This is a genomic window from Mesorhizobium kowhaii (genome assembly GCF_042431665.1).
In the GTDB taxonomy this organism is placed as follows: Bacteria; Pseudomonadota; Alphaproteobacteria; order Rhizobiales; family Rhizobiaceae; genus Mesorhizobium; species Mesorhizobium kowhaii.
Window position 1 is genome coordinate 12,157 of sequence record NZ_JBHLYT010000040.1, and the last position, 18,624, is coordinate 30,780.

Here is an 18,624-nt window from a genome sequence, read left to right on the forward strand (position 1 = left end):
TGAACTGGAAACTCCCGCATGGGCCGGCCTCCACCGGACGCGGGGCAACTTAAGATAGCGCCGGTTCGTCCGGCCCACATGGAGAAGAGAAGAATATGGCTCGTATAGCCGGCGTCAACATTCCGACCAACAAGCGCGTTGTCATCGCGCTTCAATACATTCACGGCATTGGCAAGAAGTTCGCCCAGGAGATCGTCGACAAGGTCGGCATCCCGGCCGAGCGTCGCGTCAACCAGCTCACCGATGCTGAAGTGCTGCAGATCCGCGAAACCATCGACCGTGACTATCAGGTCGAGGGCGACCTGCGCCGCGAAGTCTCGATGAACATCAAGCGGCTCATGGACCTCGGCTGCTACCGCGGCCTGCGTCACCGCCGCTCGCTGCCGGTTCGCGGCCAGCGCACGCATACCAATGCGCGCACCCGCAAGGGCCCGGCCAAGTCGATCGCCGGCAAGAAGAAGTAATTTAGGGCAGTAAGGGAGTAGGGCAGTAAGGCAATAGGATCGGCAGACACACTGCCCTACTGCCATATTCCCCTGCTGCCTTCTCCCTGGTGGAGCCGCTGGCATTACGGCGGTGTAGAGATCAACTGAAAGGACTATCATGGCCAAGGAAGCCGCTCGTGTTCGCCGTCGCGAACGCAAGAACATCTCGTCGGGCGTTGCCCACGTCAATTCGACCTTCAACAACACGATGATCACCATCACCGACGCACAGGGCAATTCGATTGCCTGGTCGTCGGCCGGTGCCCAGGGCTTCAAGGGTTCGCGCAAGTCGACCCCGTTCGCTGCCCAGATGGCTGCCGAGGACGTTGCCAAGAAGGCCCAGGAACACGGCATGCGCATGCTCGAAGTCGAGGTCTGCGGACCCGGCTCCGGTCGTGAATCGGCACTGCGCGCTCTGCAGGCGGCCGGCTTCACCATCACCTCGATCCGTGATGTGACGCCGATCCCGCACAATGGGTGCCGCCCGCGCAAGAAGCGCCGCGTCTAAAAAAATTACCGAACGCCGCGCGAGCGCCCTTGGGGCGCTCCTCCACGGCATTCCAGGTCGCCCGCCACGATTGGATGGTGGCGGGTCAACGGAAGGAAAGCATCATGATCCAGAAAAATTGGCAAGAACTGATCAAGCCGAACAAGATCGAGTTCTCGTCGAAGAAGAAGACGCTGACCACTCTGGTCGCCGAGCCGCTCGAGCGTGGCTTTGGCCTGACGCTGGGCAACGCGCTGCGCCGCGTGCTTCTGTCTTCGCTGCGCGGTGCGGCTGTTACCGCCGTGCAGATCGACGGTGTTCTGCATGAATTCTCGTCCATCGCCGGCGTGCGCGAGGACGTGACCGACATCGTCTTGAACATCAAGGAAATCGCCATCCGCATGGAAGGCGATGGCCCCAAGCGCATGGTCGTGCGCAAGCAGGGACCGGGCGCGGTTCTCGCCGGCGACATCCAGACGGTTGGCGACGTCGAAATCCTCAACCCCGATCACGTCATCTGCACGCTGGACGAAGGCGCTGAAATCCGCATGGAATTCACCGTCGACACTGGCAAGGGTTACGTGCCGGCCGACCGCAACCGCGCCGAAGACGCGCCGATCGGCCTCATCCCGGTCGACAGCCTCTATTCGCCGGTCAAGAAGGTCTCCTACAAGGTCGAGAACACCCGCGAGGGCCAGGTTCTCGACTATGACAAGCTGACCATGACGATCGAGACCGACGGTTCGATCACCGGCGAGGACGCGGTGGCTTTCGCTGCCCGCATCCTGCAGGACCAGCTCGGCCTGTTCGTCAATTTCGACGAGCCGCAGAAGGAAGTCGCCGCCGAAGCCGTCACCGAGCTCGCCTTCAACCCGGCGCTGCTCAAGAAGGTCGACGAGCTCGAGCTTTCGGTGCGTTCGGCCAACTGCCTGAAGAACGACAACATCGTCTATATCGGCGACCTGATCCAGAAGACCGAAGCCGAGATGCTGCGCACCCCGAACTTCGGCCGCAAGTCGCTGAACGAGATCAAGGAAGTCCTGGCGGCGATGGGCCTGCACCTCGGCATGGAAGTGCCGGACTGGCCGCCGGAAAACATCGAAGACCTCGCCAAGCGTTACGAAGATCAGTATTGAGCATGATCCCGAAAAGTTGCGCGACTTTTCGGGCAAGATCATGCGGCTAACCAGTTGAGGCTGAGGCCTCTTGAACCCGCAATGAAGGAGAAGAGCCATGCGCCACGGATTTAAGGGCCGCCGGTTCGCCCGCAGCATAAGCCACCGCAAGTCGATGTTCGCCAACCTGGCCGTGTCGTTGCTCGAGCACGAGCAGATCGTCACCACCCTGCCGAAGGCGAAGGACCTGCGTCCGATCGTCGAGAAGCTGGTGACGCTCGGCAAGCGTGGCGACCTGCACGCCCGCCGCCAGGTGATCGCGCAGATCGGCAATGAAGGCGTCGTCAAGCGCCTGTTCGACACCATCGCGCCGCGCTACGCCACCCGCAATGGCGGCTATCTGCGCATCATGAAGGCAGGCTTCCGCCACGGCGACAATGCCGCGATGGCGGTCATCGAGTTCGTCGATCGCGACACCTCGGCCAAGGGCGCCGGCGACCGCGCCCGCATCGAAGCCGAAGGCACCGACGCGGACGCCGCAGCCGCATAAGGCTTGGCTTTCCGGAATGAATTCAAAGGGGCCTGCGGGCCCCTTTTTGTTTTCTGGAGGCAGCAGATTGCGGCTAAAGGCGATCTTCTGGCCGGAACCGAGGCTCTTTGGCCAAAATAATCGGATTTCAGCGGCTTAGCCTTTCATTTTGCACAATCGTCGGGACAATGCCCCCGAACTTGCCTTGGAGGATTCGTGAATGCGCGCCAACCGACTGTCCCTTGTTCTGCTCTTCGCCATAATGGCGTTCGCAGCCGCACCGGCGGTCAGGCAGGCATTGGCCGAGGAGACCAAGACCGATCCCGGCCTGTCCGACGTGCTGACCGATCTGTTGCATGGCGTCGAAGGCGAGAACTCTACGTCGGGTCCCGACAAGCGCGTGCCGTTCGGCCGCGAGGAAGTGCAATTGTCGTTCGCACCGCTGGTCAAGCAGACGGCGCCGGCCGTGGTCAATGTCTATGCCTCGCAGACCGCCAAGGTGACGTCGCCCTTCGACGGCGATCCGTTCTTCGAGGAATTTTTCGGCCGTTCGCAGCCGCGTGCGCAGTCTTCTCTGGGCTCCGGCGTGCTGGTCGACCCGACGGGCGTCGTGGTCACCAATTACCACGTCATCAAGGATGCCGATCAGGTCAAGGTGGCGACCGCGGACGGGCGTGAATTCGACAGCAAGGTGATGCTGAAGGACGAGACGCTCGACCTTGCGGTGCTCAAGATCACCTCGGACAAGCCTTTTCCGGTCATCGCCATCGGCGATTCCGACGCGCTCGAGGTCGGCGATCTGGTGCTGGCCATCGGCAATCCCTTCGGTGTCGGCCAGACCACCACCAGCGGCATCGTTTCGGCCCTTGCCCGCAGCCATATCGGCGTGTCCGATTCCAGCTTCTTCATCCAGACCGACGCCGCCATCAACCCCGGCAATTCCGGCGGTGCGCTGATCAACATGGGCGGTCAGCTGGTCGGCGTCAACACGGCGATCTACAGCCGCAGCGGCGGCTCGATCGGCATCGGCTTTGCCATCCCCGCAAACATGGTGCGCGCCTTTGCCGACGCGGCCAAGGCCGGACTGGATTTCTTCGAACGGCCCTATATCGGCGCCGAGTTCGAAGATGTGACGCCGCAGATCGCCGAATCGCTCGGCATGGAGAAGCCGACCGGTGCACTGGTCTCGTCGGTCGAGGCGACCGGCCCGGCGGCCAAGGCGGGGCTCAAGCCCGGCGACGTCGTGCTGCAGCTCAACAGCAAGCCGGTCGAAAGCATCGAAGCGCTGGATTACCGGATGGCGACATTGTCGATCGGCACCACCGCCAATTTCGCGGTTCTGACCAAAGGCCAGCAGGCGGCGATGGACATCGCCCTGGAGCGCGCTCCCGAAGGCATGAAGGCTGCTGAAGTGACGTTGCACGGCCGCAGCCCGTTCTCGGGCGCCAAGGTCGCGGAACTGTCGCCCCGGCTAGCCCAGAAGCTTGGCCTGCGCAACGACATCAAGGGCGTCACCGTGGTCGACATCGACCGTGACTCGCCGGCCGCCGATTTCGGCTTCCAGCCGGGTGACATCGTGCGCGAGGTGAACGGCACCACCATCGATACCGCGGCGACCCTGGAGCAGGCAGCCAAGGCGGATACGCGCTGGTGGCGCTTTACCGTCGAGCGCGGCGGGCAGATACTGCGTCAGGTGTTGCGTTATTAGGCACGGCCCCGAGCATTCGGGCTCATGCTCCAACCAAAAAGAAGTGCATGGCCGATCTGTTCAGCGTCGATGAACCGGAAAAGGCGTCGCCCGGGCGGCCGCTGGCCGACAGGCTGCGGCCGAAGAACCTCGGCGAGGTCGTCGGCCAGGAACATCTGACCGGCCCTGACGGCGCGCTGACCAGGTTGATCGGTTCGGGCTCGCTCGGCTCGATGATCTTCTGGGGACCGCCCGGCACCGGCAAGACCACTGTAGCGCGGTTGCTTGCCGGTGAAACCAGCCTCGCTTTCGAGCAGATATCGGCGGTGTTTTCCGGCGTCGCCGACCTGAAAAAAGTGTTCGAAGCCGCCAAGCTGCGCCGCACCAACGGTCGCCAGACCTTGTTGTTTGTCGACGAGATCCATCGCTTCAACCGCGCCCAGCAGGATTCTTTTCTCCCGGTCATGGAGGATGGCACCGTCGTGCTGGTTGGCGCCACAACCGAAAACCCGTCCTTCGAGTTGAACGCGGCTCTGTTGTCGCGCGCGCGCGTGCTGGTCTTCCACTCATTGGGCGAGGAAAGCATCGCCCAGCTGATGGTGCGAGCCGAGGAAACCGAGGGCAGGGCGCTGCCGCTCGACGATGACGCAAGGGCGATGCTCATCCGCATGAGCGATGGCGATGGCCGCGCCTCGCTGACGCTTGTTGAAGAGGTCTGGCGGGCGGCAAAGTCGGGCGAAATCTTCAACCCCGAGGGTCTGCAGCGCATCGTCCAACGCCGCGCGCCGATCTACGACAAGGGCCAGGACGGCCACTACAATCTGATCTCGGCGTTGCACAAATCGGTGCGCGGTTCGGACCCCGACGCCGCGCTCTATTATCTCGCGCGCATGTTCGATGCCGGCGAGGATCCGCTCTATCTCGGCCGTCGGCTGGTGCGCATGGCCATGGAAGACATCGGCCTTGCCGACCCGCAGGCGCTTGTCGTCGCCAACGCCGCCAAGGACGCCTATGACTATCTCGGCTCGCCCGAGGGTGAACTCGCCTTTGCCGAGGCCACCGTCTATCTCGCCACCGCGCCCAAATCCAACGCCGTCTACACCGCCTTCAAGGCAGCCACGCGTGCAGCGAAGGAACATGGCTCGCTGCTGCCGCCGAAGCACATCCTCAACGCGCCGACCAAGCTGATGAAAGAGGAGGATTACGGCGCCGGCTATCGCTACGACCATGACGAGCCGGACGCCTTTTCAGGCCAGGACTATTTTCCCGAGAAGATGGGTCGGCAGACCTTTTATGATCCGCCCGAACGCGGCTTCGAGCGCGACATCAGAAAGCGGCTCGATTATTGGGCGAAGCTGCGCAAAGAGCGGGAATAGCGGGCTTGCGTGGCCCGGTCGTCGTCACGCATGGTGCAATTGTGCAATCTGGAAGCCATGGATCAGATCCGCAAATGGCGCACGGATTTTCAGCCTGAGCGGGTCGTGCCTTACGCCACAGTCGAGGAAAAGATCACCGGCGTGACGATCGCCGCCAATGGCGCTGCCTTTCGCAGCCGCAGAAACTGGTGCGGTCTGAAGTTCAAATGCCGGCTCGCGCAGGATGGCGAGAGCGTCATCGGCTTCGAGTTCCTGGTCGGTGATCCCGTGGCCAGGGAGAAATGGGACGAGCTTGGTTTGCCTGCGGTGCATTGAAGGATGCTGCCCTAAATCATGTCCGCACGGCCAAACCGCTCAAGGTGCTGGAGCGTCGGCCGCGCTGGGCGTTGTGCGGCGACCCAAAAAACCTTATCAAGGCGCACGGCCGGGCGGTGGTCGATGCCATGATTTTGGCACCACTCTTTCGCAACAGGATCGCGCTTCGCGCGTGGAAAAATGACAAAAACGCTTCGCAAAACCCTTCGCAAATTCGCCATTGCCATCCCGCTTCTTGCCCTTGGCTTTTACTTCATCCCGATCCTGACATCGGTCTTTGTCGTCCTCGGCCTCATCGATGTCCTGCGCAACGACCGCAAGGACCTGTCGCTGTTCAGCGGCTATTTTCTCGGCAATGGCCTGTTCACCTGGCTGCTTTCGCCCTTCAACCTCCTGGTCGATCTCTTGTGCTACCGGAATCCCGGCGTCTGGAATTTGGAGCAGTTTCCCGCTGACTATCAGCGCGAGGTCAATGAGGTCCTGGACATCTTCAAGGCGCGCAAGGACGAGATCATCGCCGACATCGACGCCAATTTCGGCGCCGGCCGGCGAGGCATGTATGTCTATCAATGGTACGGCAAGCACAAGATCGACAACGTCGCCGAATTCAACAAGGATTTCAAATACATCAAGACCATCGCCGTCTCCGTCTTCAGCAAGCGCGAATCGACCTCATGGCATTTCGGCCCGCTGCGGCTCAGCCTGCGCATTCTCTACAATCTGATCCCGGTGAAGTCGGAGATTTTCGTCGAATGCGGCAACGTCAAGAACTACTGGTATGACAATCCGCTGTTCATTTTCGATGACACGCTGCTGCATCGCTCGGTCAACGAGTATGACGGCCGCCGCTACTGCGTGTTCATGGACATCATTCGCCCATCGCCGGTTCCCGGCCTCATCGCGGGCATGCTCGCCGTCGTCTCGGTGAGCGTCGAGCGCATCAACTCGATGTTCTACAAGAACTGGAAGATGATCGGCTCGACCAAGCCGAAGAATGCCGGGACGACCTGAGCTTAAGATCATCAATGCTGCCGGCCTTGCCGGCGGCATTGGGGCGCTTTGCCCGCCGCTCATGGCAACGCCCGTGCATCGCCAAGCCCAAAAGCCCGTTGGAAACCGCTATCCAACCGCATCGTCGTCAGCTTCAGGGGATTGACCAGGCCGCCCCTGTGGAGGCAGTAAACGGTGATGTTCAATCTGCTTCTCGTTGTGGTCGGCGGCGGCATCGGCGCCGGCATTCGTCATCTCATCAACTTCGGCGCGCTGCGCCTTGTCGGCCCCAACTATCCCTGGGGCACGATGGCCATCAACATCATCGGCTCGTTCGCCATGGGCCTGTTCATCGCCACCCTGGCGCGCCGCGGCGGATCGAACGAACTCAGACTGTTCGCCGCCACCGGCATTCTCGGCGGCTTCACCACCTTTTCCGCGTTTTCGCTCGATTTCGCGACCTTATGGGAGCGGGGAGCCACACTGCCGGCGTTTGGATATGCCCTTGCCAGCGTCATTGGCGCCATTATCGCCCTGTTTCTGGGACTTTGGCTCGCAAGAACCGTTTCATAATGTTATTGCCGCGCCGAGAGCGGGCCGAACCCTGCTCGGGAAACGGATAAGCGAAAAAAAATGGCAGGCGTTGAACAGATCACAGTGGAGGCCGGCGAGGCGGGCATGCGGCTCGACCGCTGGTTCAAGACCCACTTCCCGGGCCTTGGCTTCGGCCATCTGCAAAAGCTGCTGCGTTCCGGCCAGATCCGCGTCGATGGTGGCCGCGTCAAGGCCGACACCCGTGTCGAGCCCGGCCAGATGGTGCGGGTTCCACCGCTTGAGGTGGACAAGAAGGGCGAGAGCGCGCTGACCGGTCACTCGATCCGCAACCAGGGCGACGCCGACGTCCTGTCGAAAATGCTGATCCATGAAGATCCCAAGGTCTTCGTCTTCAACAAGCCGGCAGGCCTTGCGGTGCAGGGCGGCTCGGGCGTCACCCGCAATGTCGACGACATGCTGGAAGCCTGGCGCAACCAGAAGGGCGAAAAGCCGCGGCTGGTCCACCGGCTCGACCGCGACACTTCGGGCGTGCTGGTCGTCGCCCGCACCCGGCTTGCCGCCATGAAGCTGTCGGAAGCATTTCGCGCCCGCGAGACCAAGAAGACCTATTGGGCGCTGGTCAAAGGCGTGCCGCCGAAGCGCGAAGACAAGATCTCGACCTGGCTGATCAAGGAGCCGACGCCCGATGGCGATCGTGTCCGCGTCGCCGCGCATGGCGAAAAGGGCGCCGACCACGCGGTGTCCTACTACCGCATCATCGAGCAGGCGGCGCAGACGATGACCTGGCTGGAAATGGAGCCCTACACCGGCCGCACGCACCAGCTTCGTGTCCACGCCGCCTATATCGGCTGCCCGATCCTCGGCGACCCGAAATATTTCGAGGCCGACACCAACTGGGATTTTCCCGGTGGCATTCAAAACCGCCTGCATCTGCATGCGCGCCGCATCATCATTCCGCATCCGGACAAGGGCGTCATCGACGTCACCGCGCCGATGCCACCGCATATGCGCCAGAGCTGGAACCTGATCGGCTTCGACGACGCCAGCGCGGAGGACTGATCGTGAGCGGCGCGACCGATACGCTCGACCGGCGCGACACGGTCGACATGGCCGCCGCCGCGATCATGGTCGGCCTGACCTTTTCCTGGGGGCTGAACTACGTCGCCGCCAAGATCTCCTACGCCGGTTACGATCCTGTCTTCCTGTCGATCGCGCGCTCGATCATCGGCGGTCTGTGTGTCTTCGCCTGGTGCCGCTGGCGCGGCATCGCGCTTTTCACGCGCGATGGAACATTGCTTGCCGGCATCGCGGTTGGCGCGCTTTTCGGCGTCGAGTTCCTTTTTCTTTATGTAGGCCTGGAGCACACGACCGTCGCCCGCAACACACTGCTGGTCAACACAATGCCGTTCTGGATGTTGATTGGCGGCCATTTCCTGCTTGGCGAGGAGATCACCCTGCGCAAGTTCCTCGGCCTGCTGCTGGCCTTTGCCGGCCTTGCCGCGGTCTTTTCCGACAAGCTTGGCGGTGGCGGAGACATGCTGTTCGGCGATCTTCTGAGCCTTGGCTCCGGATTTTTCTGGGCCCTGACCAACATCCTCATCAAGCGGTCGAAGCTGGTCGAGGCGAGCGCCGAGAAGCTGCTGCTCTATCAACTCGCAGGTGCGGCAATCGTTGGCATACTGGTGCTGCCGCTCGCCGGTCCGCCCGTCCGCGACCCTGCCGTGCTGCCGACATTGGCTCTGCTTTTCCAAGCGGTTTACATCGTCGCCTTCACCTATGTGCTTTGGTTCTGGCTGCTGCGGCGCTATCCGGCCTCAGGCCTGTCCAGCTTTACCTTCCTGTCGCCGGTTTTCGGCGTGCTGTGCGGCGCCATGTTCTTGAATGAGCCGCTGACCATGCGCATTTTCCTGGCACTTGGCCTGATCGCCGCCGGCTTGATCATTGTCAACCGGCCGGTGCGCAAGCTGACACCGGTGTAAGAGAGACTTTCCATGCGTGATATCCTCAACGAACTCGAAGCGGGAAAGCAACTTTCCGATCCGGATCCGGTGCGCCGCGCCCAGATCCAGATGAAGACGCATCTGCCGAAGCGCTTCTACAAGACCGTTTCGGTGGCGCCGGTGGAGGACGGCTTTGCCGTGCATCTCGACGGCAAGCCGGTGCGCACGCCTGGCAAGGCGCTGCTGGCGCTGCCGACCGAGAGAGCGGCGGCACTCGTCGCCGACGAATTCGCCGCGCAGGGCGAAGCCATCAACCCGGTGACGATGCCGGTGATGCGCCTCGTCAACACCGCTATCGACGGCGTCGCCAGCGATCCGCAGGCGGTGCTGGAAGACATCCTGCGCTTCGCCTCGTCCGATCTGCTCTGCTACCGCGCCGATGCGCCGCAAGGCTTGGTGGAGCGGCAGAACGAACATTGGGATCCGGTCCTTGATTGGGCGCGCAGCAGCCTCGGGGCTCGCTTCAATCTCGCCGAAGGCATCATCCATGTCGAGCAGCCGCGCGTAACCATCGCCGTGCTGGGAAGTCATCTTGCCCAGCGTGCCGAGCCGCTGCGGCTCGCCGCCATCCACGTCATGAGCTCGCTGACCGGTTCGGCGCTGCTGGCGCTGGCCGTCGATTTCGGCGAACTCGACGCCGAGGCGGCCTGGGCCGCCGGCCATGTCGACGAGGACTGGCAGATCGAGCATTGGGGACAGGACGCCGAAGCGATGGCGCGCCGGTCGGCCCGCAAGCGCGACATGATGGCTGCCGTCGACCTGTTGGAAGCGCTCAAGGGCTGACGGCTCCACCGCTGGCTCCGCTTCATCCCGCACCGCACCTAATACCAAAGTCATAATCCCAAAGACGCCCTGACGTTGGCGCGCGCTTTCTGTCATTTTTTCCGCGATCGCTGTGCTTGAGTCCGTGTTCGGAGGAGGACGCGGACAGTGACGCGCAGCATCGAGGCAATGGGTCTCACGGGAGGACAATTCTATGGCAATGGCATCGACTGCCGGCGGAGCTAGCCGCGGCATGACTCGGGAGGAGAAGAAGGTCATCTTCGCTTCCTCGCTCGGCACCGTTTTCGAATGGTACGATTTCTATCTCTACGGCTCGCTGGCAGTGTTCATTGGTTCGACCTTTTTCAGTCCAACCATTCCGGAAGCGACGCGCAATATCTTCGCGCTGCTGGCTTTCGCCGCCGGCTTCCTGGTGCGCCCGTTCGGCGCACTGCTGTTCGGCCGCATCGGCGACCTTGTCGGCCGCAAATATACTTTCCTTGTCACCATGACGATCATGGGCCTGTCGACCTTCCTGGTCGGCCTGCTGCCTGGATATGCGACTTTGGGCATCGCAGCTCCCGTGATCCTGATTGGCCTGCGCATGCTGCAGGGCCTGGCGCTGGGCGGCGAGTATGGCGGCGCCGCCACCTATGTCGCCGAGCACGCGCCGGACAACCGGCGCGGTTACTACACGTCGTGGATCCAGACGACGGCAACGCTCGGCCTGTTCCTGTCCCTGATCGTGATCCTGATCGTGCAGGGTTCCATGAGCAAGGAAACCTATGCTTCCTGGGGCTGGCGCATTCCGTTCATCGTCTCCTTCCTGCTGCTCGGCATCTCGATCTGGATCCGGCTTTCGCTGTCCGAATCGCCGACCTTCCAGCGCATGAAGGACGAGGGCAAGGGCTCCAAGGCGCCTTTGACGGAAGCTTTTGGCCAGTGGAAGAATGCCAGGATCGCACTGCTGGCGCTGCTCGGCCTCACCGCCGGCCAGGCCGTGGTCTGGTACAATGGCCAGTTCTACGCGCTGTTCTTCCTGCAGAACGTGCTCAAGGTCGAGGCGCAGTCGGTCAACATCATGATCGCCATCGCTCTGGCGATCGGCTCGATCTTCTTCGTCGTCTTCGGCTGGCTCTCCGACAAGATCGGCCGCAAGCCGATCATCATGGCGGGCCTTGCTTTGGCGATCGTCTGCACCTTCCCGCTGTTCAAGGCGCTGACCTGGGCCGCCAATCCGGCGCTCGCCAAGGCCCAGCAGAACACGCGTGCGACGGTGACGGCGGCACCCGGCGACTGCAGGTTCCAGTTCAATCCGGTCGGCACGGCGAAGTTCACGACGTCTTGCGACATCGCGACCTCGTTCCTGACCAAGAACTCGGTTCCCTATGACGTGGTGTCGACGGCCGCGGCCGGAACGGCTGCGTCGGTCAAGATCGGCAATGAGACGGTGGACTCCTACGACGCCATCGCCGCCGGCGATCAGGCGAAGGCCAAGGACGCCGCCTTCGTCAAGGCCGTCAACATGTCGTTGCGGGACGGCGGCTATCCGCTGAAGCGTGCGGCGATCAAGATCCCGGACCAGAAGCTTGACGCGTTTGTCGCCGCCAATCCGGAGCTGAAGCTCGATGCCGCCGCCATCCGCGCTGGCGAGAAGGCGACTGTTCCGATCGACCAGGCGATCAAGGACAAGATCCTGACCAAGGATGAGGCCGCGGGCGCCCCTGAAGTCACCGTCTACAACATACCGGGTGGAGGTGCCTTCGCCATGTTCGCCGACCCGGCGGGGATCAACTGGCCGATGACGATCGGCATCCTGTTCGTCCTGGTCCTGTTCGTGACAATGGTCTACGGCCCGATTGCCGCGATCCTGGTCGAGATGTTCCCGACCCGCATCCGCTACACCGGCATGTCGTTGCCTTATCACATCGGCAATGGCTGGTTCGGCGGCCTGCTGCCGGCGACCGTGTTCGCACTCAGTGCCTACAGGGGCGATATCTACTATGGTCTGTGGTATCCGGTGGTCATCGCCGCGATGTCGCTGGTCATCGGCATGATCTTCGTCAGGGATACGCTTGGAACCGACCTGAACACCAAGCAGTAACGGACCGCACGGTAGCCAACAAAAACCCGGCGCGAGCGATCGCACCGGGTTTTTCAATGCATGGCGATATGCGACCAGGATAGGCGGTTAGCTTTGCCGGTCCTGCTTCGCGTCCTCGATGGCTGCCTCGTGATACCAGCCGTCGCCGAAATCCGTCCGTACACCGCGCAGCGAAGCAAGCTCTGCTGCAAACTTAGCCTTGCCGCTCAAATTTGAGGCAGAGACGCGCGCTGCCGCCGGGAACATCAGAATTTTGGCCGACGGACGTGTGGAAATGATTTCCATTGTCGGGCTCCTTTCTTCTGCCGAACCTTGTCGATTCAACTTAGTTTCAAGATAAGGTCTGCAATCAAGTTAGGCAATATGCCTACGAAAAGATCAGTATTTGCCTATTATTTGTGCGAATTGTGATTGTGATTGATCCGAACGCATTGCTTAGGCGGCTTGCCAACGTCAATCGAATGCGACGTCAATTTTGCCGCACCTTCCAGGCCAAGAGTGGCACACGAATTGCATTTTAGTGATCCGGCAGGCCGGCTGCTGGTGGCAGACGCATGTCGACGCCGTCCAGTGTTCGGTGATCAAGCAACGAGAGGCTAGAATGACGAAATACAAGCTCGAGTACATTTGGCTCGATGGATACACCCCGGTTCCCAATCTTCGCGGCAAGACGCAGATCAAGGAATTCGCTGAATTCCCGACGCTCGAGCAGCTTCCGCTGTGGGGCTTTGATGGCTCGTCAACGATGCAGGCCGAGGGCCACAGCTCCGATTGCGTGCTGAAGCCGGTCGCGGTCTATCCGGATCCGGCCCGCAGCAACGGCGTGCTCGTCATGTGCGAGGTCATGATGCCCGATGGTGTCACGCCGCATGCCTCCAACAAGCGCGCCACCATCCTCGACGACGAGGGTGCATGGTTCGGTTTCGAGCAGGAATATTTCTTCTACAAGGACGGCCGCCCGCTCGGCTTCCCGGAGAGCGGCTATCCCGCACCGCAGGGCCCGTACTACACAGGCGTCGGCTACTCGAATGTCGGCTCCGTCGCCCGCCAGATCGTCGAAGAGCATCTCGATCTCTGCCTCGCCGCAGGCATCAACCACGAAGGCATCAACGCCGAAGTGGCCAAGGGCCAGTGGGAATTCCAGATTTTCGGCAAGGGCTCCAAGAAGGCCGCCGACCAGATGTGGATGGCCCGCTACCTGATGCAGCGCCTGACCGAGAAATACGGCATCGACATCGAATACCACTGCAAGCCGCTCGGCGACACCGACTGGAACGGCTCGGGCATGCACGCCAACTTCTCGACCGCCTATATGCGCGAAGTCGGCGGCAAGGCCTACTTTGAAGCGCTGATGGCGGCCTTTGACAAGAACCTGATGGATCACATCGCCGTCTATGGCCCGGACAACGACAAGCGTTTGACCGGCAAGCACGAGACCGCGCCCTGGAACAGGTTCAGCTATGGTATCGCCGACCGCGGTGCTTCGATCCGCGTGCCGCATTCCTTCATCAAGAACGATTACAAGGGTTATCTGGAAGACCGCCGTCCGAATTCGCAGGGCGACCCCTACCAGATCGCCTCGCAGATCCTGAAGACGATCGCCTCGGTGCCGGCCAGCGCACAGGTTTCAGCAGCCGCGTAAGCGTTCGTCACGGCGAAACCATGCCGTGACCGTCTCAGGTCCATACTATGGTCCGTCCAAGCAAGAACCCCGGCGAAAGCTGGGGTTCTTTTTTGCAATGCGGGTTTGGCGCGCGCCGCTCGCTCTATTGAAATGCCTGAAGCGCAGCGTTCACATCGTCACAGAAATCGAAGCACCATTTTCTGGCATAATCCTGATCTATTCCCACCAGGCTGGCCTGCTCGAATGTGTTCCTCGCCTCAGGAAGATTTCCGCTGCGGACGTAGCGCCCCGACTTCAGAAGCAAGGCAAGCGAAAGAGTTTGCCGCGCGTTCTCGTAAGGCATCAGCGCCATTGCTTTTCCCGCGTATTGGATAGCGCCGTCGGCATCGGCAAACCGCGTCAGCAAAAAGCTCGCATAGTTCCCGTTGAGGTTTGGAGCGGTCGGCGCCATTTCCAATTGACGCAGATAGTAACGCTTCGCGACTTCCATGCTGCCACCACGTTCATTGGCCCTTGCAAGCAAATTGTCATCCGGCAGGCCTGCTTCCTTGTAGAGCGCGATCAACTCTTTGAATTTTTTTTGGGCGTAGAATAGAACGCCTTTGTTATGTGCAATCATCTGCATAGAGTAATTTTTCTTTTCGCCGTCCGAAATCAACTGTTGCATCTTGGGTAAATCATCATCGCTCGCGGCAATGGCGAAACGCAGGTTCCAGGCCATTTGGGCTACGTCCGGTGCATCCTGGATCTTGTCCAACGTATCGAGTGCGGCCTTCGCGTAGTCCTGCTGATATCGGGCAGCTCCAGCCTCGTCATACATGTATCCAGCTTCCAGATACCAGCGCGCGATCTGAAGCTGAAATTTGGGGGTCAGTGCCGACGAAGTCGCAACGCGCTGCCCAACCTGCGCGAGGGTCTGCAGAAGTCCCGGCTCAAAACCGTACTGATCCAGTGCCTTCGAGATGACCGTGGTCAAAGTCGAAGCATTTCCCTCTATTTTGTATATCTGGTCGGCGAGCGCGTCTGCGGATTTGTCGTCCGGGATGCCGCCATTTTTTGCGATCTCTACAATAGCCTCGGCCATTGCCAGGGGTTGTCCTGCTGCTTTGGCGAGGCCGGCTCTGGCCGACATCAAAGCTTTATTGCGATCGCCGGTTCGGTCAAACAGCAGCCCCCAGCTCAGATCGACCCAGGGGTCCTTGGCATCGAGCTCGGCAGCCTTGTTGAGCTGCGGTCTGGCGCTTGCCATGTCGCCAGACAAAATGAAGGCGCGAGCACCCAGGACGTAGGACTTGGCATAGGTCGGATCGCGTTTTTGCAACTCCACTATGATCGGAGTGAACGACTTGGCTCCGATGATCGCGCCGAGCCCATCCGAAACGTATATCCATTTGGCGTGGGCTGCCTCCACTTGAATAGGGACAAAATCGGGATGGCTGTCGCTGAAATTTTTGATATCCGCTTGAACCTTTGCGATCTGGGCGGGATCGCTTTCCCAATTGGCGACGGCGCTCACGATGTCGTCGAATGCAGCTCTGTCGCTTGGGCTGAGCTGTTGGAGTTGGAGGCTGTCGCCGAACGTGAGGGAAGGCTGCGCCAAGACGACCAGAGCGGCCAATAGCGCTGGAATAACTCGCTTGGGGATCATCAGGCAACGCTCCATCTTCGTTACCTAGAGATAGATGGATAGACTTATGACCGGGCGAATCCGGTCATGAAAATTGGACAGATAACCTCAAGATGACGGCCAAGATCTCCAGAGCCGCAGTTCTGGTGCGCGCCGTTGTGTTTGGTGACTGAGCCGAGCAGTATTGCTTGCCAGGGGGTCTGTCGTTTTGAGGGCGGCTTACTGCCACCGTCCAGAATACAACGTGCCCAGGGGTCAGCTGACAATGACGCGACGCGCTTTCAGCGCAGCCACAACCTTGTCATGGGGCAGGGCGGGCGTGCGGTTGCAGTCGCGGCCGATCATGTCATGGTTGGCGACCAGGGCGTTGAGCACGGCCTCCTCGGTCGCTTGCACCACGGCGGCGTAGAAATTGTCCATCCGCCCCCATGGAATGAAGTCCATATGGCCGTAGCTCTGCTCGTTCGCCGGGCCTTGCGGGAAACGGCCGTTGAGCGCGTCGGGATTGCCTGTCGAGAAGGCGAGAAAGATGTCGCCGGAGAAATGCGAGCCGCTGGTGCCGGTGCGCGCCAGGCCGAGCGGAACGCGCCGCGCCAGCACCTTGCATTGGCCAGGCAGCAACGGTGCATCGGTGGCGGCGCGCAGCGGCACCACCGATGGCGGGCACTATCGCATGCCGTTGTTCCCGGTCCCGGCCGTCCTCGCCCTCCTGGCGCTGATCTACGTCGCTTACCAGAACTACCTGGACGTCGCCTTCGTCCGTCCGAGCCTGATCGCGACAGGCCTGATCATGGTCGTGCCGGCGGTCTACTACCTAGTGGTCCTGGCCAGGCGTACGGACTGGAACCTGCACGGTCCCGACGAGCTTGCCGGGTAGATCCACGTCCCTCCGACGGGTCTGCTCCTGCAGGAACCCCGGCCTATGCCGGGGTTCTTTTTGTGGCGATGCCCTCACCGAACAAAAGCCCCCAAAAAAAGTCAGGCGGAAAGACCACCATGAGGGCCGTCCAGGCGGGTTGCTCCAGGCGGGTGCGAGGCCTCCCGCAAGCTCGTGTAGCGGACCACGAAAGCGCCTGAAAAGCCCGGAAAACCGCCTGTTTCGGTGGCTTCCGTCCGCTGATACGCCATTTCACAAGCCTCTGTTCAACCCCCCAAATCGGCGATCTGCATCCCGGCGAGCGGCGTTGACAGATTGCAATGCAGCATGCGTATTCGCAGCTCTTGGGGTTACGTCACGCGATGCTGTTCGGACGGGCGGGGTTTTCTTGAACGGCAGCATAGGCGTGGGCGCCGGACGAGCGGTCACTGTAGCCTGAGGCAGTGCTCCGCTCGCTCCTGGCTTCATCTTCACCATCGACCGAGCTGTTTCTGCCTGCCGATGAATCGCGGGCTGGGCAACCCAGGCATTCCCACGCCGAAAGGCTCAATGACAAGAAAGACGCGCCGATCACGATGGGCGCGGGCCTGTCGGTACACGCGTGGCCTGTGGGAGCGCAGCAAAAAGCCCTTGAAAGAGGGAAATCTTTCAAGGGCTTGAATATTATATCGAATCTTAGACCGAATAGTACATGTCGTACTCGACCGGATGCGGGGTCATTTCGAAGCGCATCACCTCGGCCATCTTCAGCTCGATGTAGCTGTCGATCTGGTCGTCGTCGAAGACGCCGCCGGCTTTCAGGAAGCCGCGATCCTTGTCGAGGCTCTGCAGCGCTTCGCGCAGCGAACCGCAGACGGTCGGGATCTTCTTCAGCTCCTTCGGCGGCAGATCGTAAAGGTCCTTGTCCATCGGCTGGCCGGGGTGGATCTTGTTCTTGATGCCGTCGAGACCGGCCATCAGCATGGCAGCGAAGGCGAGGTAGGGGTTCGCGCCCGGATCGGGGAAGCGGACCTCGACGCGCTTGGACTTGGGCGACGAGCCGAACGGGATGCGGCAGGAAGCCGAGCGGTTACGCGCCGAATAGGCGAGCAGCACCGGCGCTTCGTACCCCGGCACCAGACGCTTGTAGGAATTGGTCAGCGGGTTGGTGAAAGCGTTGATCGCCTTGGCGTGCTTGATGATGCCGCCGATGTAGAACAGGCAGCTTTCCGACAGGCCGGCATATTCATTGCCGGCGAAGGTCGGCTTGCCGTTCTTCCAGATCGACTGGTGGACATGCATGCCCGAACCATTGTCGCCGAAGATCGGCTTCGGCATGAAGGTGGCCGTCTTGCCGTAGGCGTTGGCAACCTGGTGCACGACATATTTGTAGATCAGCATCTTGTCGGCGTTGCGGACCAGCGTGTCGAACTTGATGCCGAGTTCGTGCTGGGCAGCGGCGACCTCGTGGTGGTGCTTTTCGACGCGCACACCCATTTCGGCGAGCACGGTCAGCATCTCGGAGCGCATGTCCTGCGCGGAATCGATCGGCGGCACCGGGAAATAGCCGCCCTTGATGCGCGGACGGTGGCCGAGATTGCCGGTCTCGTAGTCGGTGTCGTCGTTCGACGGCAGTTCGGTGGAATCGAGCTTGAAGCCGGTGTTGTAAGGGTCGGCCTTGTACTTCACATCGTCGAAGACGAAGAATTCGGCTTCCGGGCCGACGAAGATCTGGTCGCCGATGCCTTCCGACTTCATGTAGGCCTCGGCCTTCTTGGCCGTGCCGCGCGGATCACGGTTGTAGGATTCGCCCGAAACCGGATCGAGAATGTCGCACAGGATGACCATGGTCGACTGCGCGAAGAACGGGTCCATGTGGACCGTGTCCGGGTCGGGCATCAGCACCATGTCGGACTCGTTGATGGCCTTCCAGCCGGCAATCGAAGAGCCGTCGAACATCACGCCATCGGCGAACATGTCTTCCTCGACCTCGATGACATCCATCGTCACGTGTTGCAGCTTGCCCTTCGGGTCGGTGAAGCGCAGGTCGACGAATTTCACGTCGTTGTCCTTGATCTGCTTCATGATGTCTTTGGCTGTCGTCATGTCATG

At 61.2% G+C, this 18,624-nt stretch carries 19 protein-coding genes; 15 read left to right on the forward strand and 4 right to left on the reverse strand.

Annotation, left to right across the window (positions count from 1 at the left end; genetic code table 11):
- Window positions 1-95 precede the first annotated feature (95 nt).
- The 13 genes from rpsM (at window position 96) to ACFFNA_RS22985 (ending at window position 12,405) form a co-directional block, all read left to right on the forward strand.
- Window positions 96-464 (forward strand): 30S ribosomal protein S13, encoded by a 369-nt coding sequence (rpsM, locus tag ACFFNA_RS22925; RefSeq protein ID WP_006205445.1) that lies wholly within the window; start codon window positions 96-98, stop codon window positions 462-464.
- 139 nt (window positions 465-603) lie between these two features.
- On the forward strand, window positions 604-993 hold the full coding sequence (gene rpsK, locus ACFFNA_RS22930; protein ID WP_006205444.1) for a 30S ribosomal protein S11: 390 nt from the start codon (window positions 604-606) through the stop codon (window positions 991-993).
- Window positions 994-1,097: 104 nt separating this feature from the next.
- Window positions 1,098-2,108 (forward strand): DNA-directed RNA polymerase subunit alpha, encoded by a 1,011-nt coding sequence (locus ACFFNA_RS22935; protein WP_013531438.1) that lies wholly within the window; start codon window positions 1,098-1,100, stop codon window positions 2,106-2,108.
- A gap of 97 nt (window positions 2,109-2,205) precedes the next feature.
- A complete protein-coding gene (gene rplQ, locus ACFFNA_RS22940; protein ID WP_056588614.1) occupies window positions 2,206-2,637 on the forward strand; it encodes a 50S ribosomal protein L17 in 432 nt (143 codons plus the stop codon).
- Between the two features lie 199 nt (window positions 2,638-2,836).
- A complete protein-coding gene (locus ACFFNA_RS22945) occupies window positions 2,837-4,324 on the forward strand; it encodes a DegQ family serine endoprotease (RefSeq protein WP_378921844.1) in 1,488 nt (495 codons plus the stop codon).
- Between the two features lie 47 nt (window positions 4,325-4,371).
- Window positions 4,372-5,679 (forward strand): replication-associated recombination protein A, encoded by a 1,308-nt coding sequence (locus tag ACFFNA_RS22950; protein ID WP_111548986.1) that lies wholly within the window; start codon window positions 4,372-4,374, stop codon window positions 5,677-5,679.
- A 30-nt stretch (window positions 5,680-5,709) separates the two neighbouring features.
- The gene (locus tag ACFFNA_RS22955) at window positions 5,710-5,994 is read left to right on the forward strand and encodes a DUF930 domain-containing protein (RefSeq protein WP_378921946.1); all 285 of its coding nucleotides are present in this window, start codon (window positions 5,710-5,712) and stop codon (window positions 5,992-5,994) included.
- A gap of 180 nt (window positions 5,995-6,174) precedes the next feature.
- The gene (locus ACFFNA_RS22960) at window positions 6,175-7,005 is read left to right on the forward strand and encodes an aspartyl/asparaginyl beta-hydroxylase domain-containing protein (protein ID WP_378921846.1); all 831 of its coding nucleotides are present in this window, start codon (window positions 6,175-6,177) and stop codon (window positions 7,003-7,005) included.
- Between the two features lie 177 nt (window positions 7,006-7,182).
- Entirely contained in the window at window positions 7,183-7,557 is a 375-nt protein-coding gene (gene crcB / locus ACFFNA_RS22965; protein WP_378921848.1) for a fluoride efflux transporter CrcB, read from the forward strand.
- A 60-nt stretch (window positions 7,558-7,617) separates the two neighbouring features.
- Window positions 7,618-8,598, forward strand: a complete 981-nt coding sequence (locus ACFFNA_RS22970) for an RluA family pseudouridine synthase (protein WP_024505072.1) — start codon at window positions 7,618-7,620, stop codon at window positions 8,596-8,598.
- Window positions 8,599-8,645: 47 nt separating this feature from the next.
- Window positions 8,646-9,518 carry a DMT family transporter gene (locus ACFFNA_RS22975; RefSeq protein ID WP_378921948.1) on the forward strand — a complete coding sequence of 291 codons (873 nt, stop codon included), beginning with the start codon at window positions 8,646-8,648 and terminating at the stop codon, window positions 9,516-9,518.
- Window positions 9,519-9,530: 12 nt separating this feature from the next.
- Window positions 9,531-10,322 carry an ATP12 family chaperone protein gene (locus ACFFNA_RS22980; protein WP_378921851.1) on the forward strand — a complete coding sequence of 264 codons (792 nt, stop codon included), beginning with the start codon at window positions 9,531-9,533 and terminating at the stop codon, window positions 10,320-10,322.
- A gap of 193 nt (window positions 10,323-10,515) precedes the next feature.
- Window positions 10,516-12,405, forward strand: a complete 1,890-nt coding sequence (locus ACFFNA_RS22985) for an MFS transporter (protein WP_378921853.1) — start codon at window positions 10,516-10,518, stop codon at window positions 12,403-12,405.
- Between the two features lie 87 nt (window positions 12,406-12,492).
- Here the strand turns inward: ACFFNA_RS22985 and ACFFNA_RS22990 are convergent, their stop codons facing one another.
- On the reverse strand, window positions 12,493-12,690 hold the full coding sequence (locus ACFFNA_RS22990; RefSeq protein WP_378921855.1) for a DUF2735 domain-containing protein: 198 nt from the start codon (window positions 12,688-12,690) through the stop codon (window positions 12,493-12,495).
- Between the two features lie 316 nt (window positions 12,691-13,006).
- Here ACFFNA_RS22990 and ACFFNA_RS22995 point away from each other — a divergent pair, with 316 nt between their 5' ends.
- Window positions 13,007-14,047: a glutamine synthetase beta-grasp domain-containing protein gene (locus ACFFNA_RS22995; RefSeq protein ID WP_111549040.1), complete on the forward strand. Its 1,041-nt coding sequence runs from the start codon at window positions 13,007-13,009 to the stop codon at window positions 14,045-14,047.
- A gap of 124 nt (window positions 14,048-14,171) precedes the next feature.
- Here the strand turns inward: ACFFNA_RS22995 and ACFFNA_RS23000 are convergent, their stop codons facing one another.
- Both ACFFNA_RS23000 and ACFFNA_RS23005 read right to left on the reverse strand, forming a co-directional pair.
- Window positions 14,172-15,677, reverse strand: coding sequence for a tetratricopeptide repeat protein (locus ACFFNA_RS23000; RefSeq protein WP_378921857.1), 1,506 nt, complete (start codon window positions 15,675-15,677; stop codon window positions 14,172-14,174).
- A gap of 234 nt (window positions 15,678-15,911) precedes the next feature.
- Window positions 15,912-16,256 carry a P1 family peptidase gene (locus ACFFNA_RS23005; protein ID WP_378921859.1) on the reverse strand — a complete coding sequence of 115 codons (345 nt, stop codon included), beginning with the start codon at window positions 16,254-16,256 and terminating at the stop codon, window positions 15,912-15,914.
- A gap of 1 nt (window position 16,257) precedes the next feature.
- Here ACFFNA_RS23005 and ACFFNA_RS23010 point away from each other — a divergent pair, with 1 nt between their 5' ends.
- Window positions 16,258-16,533, forward strand: a complete 276-nt coding sequence (locus ACFFNA_RS23010; protein ID WP_378921861.1) for a hypothetical protein — start codon at window positions 16,258-16,260, stop codon at window positions 16,531-16,533.
- A 675-nt stretch (window positions 16,534-17,208) separates the two neighbouring features.
- Here ACFFNA_RS23010 and glnA read toward each other — a convergent pair.
- Entirely contained in the window at window positions 17,209-18,618 is a 1,410-nt protein-coding gene (glnA, locus tag ACFFNA_RS23015) for a type I glutamate--ammonia ligase (RefSeq protein ID WP_111548994.1), read from the reverse strand.
- Window positions 18,619-18,624 lie beyond the last annotated feature (6 nt).

Excerpts from the sequence above, each read along its gene's own strand:
- rpsM (WP_006205445.1), top strand. The coding sequence starts at position 96 with ATGGCTCGTATAGCCGGCGTCAACATTCCGACCAACAAGCGCGTTGTC.
- rpsK (WP_006205444.1), top strand. The coding sequence starts at position 604 with ATGGCCAAGGAAGCCGCTCGTGTTCGCCGTCGCGAACGCAAGAACATC.
- ACFFNA_RS22935 (WP_013531438.1), top strand. The coding sequence starts at position 1,098 with ATGATCCAGAAAAATTGGCAAGAACTGATCAAGCCGAACAAGATCGAG.
- rplQ (WP_056588614.1), top strand. The coding sequence starts at position 2,206 with ATGCGCCACGGATTTAAGGGCCGCCGGTTCGCCCGCAGCATAAGCCAC.
- ACFFNA_RS22945 (WP_378921844.1), top strand. The coding sequence starts at position 2,837 with ATGCGCGCCAACCGACTGTCCCTTGTTCTGCTCTTCGCCATAATGGCG.
- ACFFNA_RS22950 (WP_111548986.1), top strand. The coding sequence starts at position 4,372 with ATGGCCGATCTGTTCAGCGTCGATGAACCGGAAAAGGCGTCGCCCGGG.
- ACFFNA_RS22955 (WP_378921946.1), top strand. The coding sequence starts at position 5,710 with ATGGTGCAATTGTGCAATCTGGAAGCCATGGATCAGATCCGCAAATGG.
- ACFFNA_RS22960 (WP_378921846.1), top strand. The coding sequence starts at position 6,175 with ATGACAAAAACGCTTCGCAAAACCCTTCGCAAATTCGCCATTGCCATC.
- crcB (WP_378921848.1), top strand. The coding sequence starts at position 7,183 with ATGTTCAATCTGCTTCTCGTTGTGGTCGGCGGCGGCATCGGCGCCGGC.
- ACFFNA_RS22970 (WP_024505072.1), top strand. The coding sequence starts at position 7,618 with ATGGCAGGCGTTGAACAGATCACAGTGGAGGCCGGCGAGGCGGGCATG.
- ACFFNA_RS22975 (WP_378921948.1), top strand. The coding sequence starts at position 8,646 with ATGGCCGCCGCCGCGATCATGGTCGGCCTGACCTTTTCCTGGGGGCTG.
- ACFFNA_RS22980 (WP_378921851.1), top strand. The coding sequence starts at position 9,531 with ATGCGTGATATCCTCAACGAACTCGAAGCGGGAAAGCAACTTTCCGAT.
- ACFFNA_RS22985 (WP_378921853.1), top strand. The coding sequence starts at position 10,516 with ATGGCAATGGCATCGACTGCCGGCGGAGCTAGCCGCGGCATGACTCGG.
- ACFFNA_RS22990 (WP_378921855.1), bottom strand. The coding sequence starts at position 12,690 with ATGGAAATCATTTCCACACGTCCGTCGGCCAAAATTCTGATGTTCCCG.
- ACFFNA_RS22995 (WP_111549040.1), top strand. The coding sequence starts at position 13,007 with ATGACGAAATACAAGCTCGAGTACATTTGGCTCGATGGATACACCCCG.
- ACFFNA_RS23000 (WP_378921857.1), bottom strand. The coding sequence starts at position 15,677 with ATGATCCCCAAGCGAGTTATTCCAGCGCTATTGGCCGCTCTGGTCGTC.
- glnA (WP_111548994.1), bottom strand. The coding sequence starts at position 18,618 with ATGACGACAGCCAAAGACATCATGAAGCAGATCAAGGACAACGACGTG.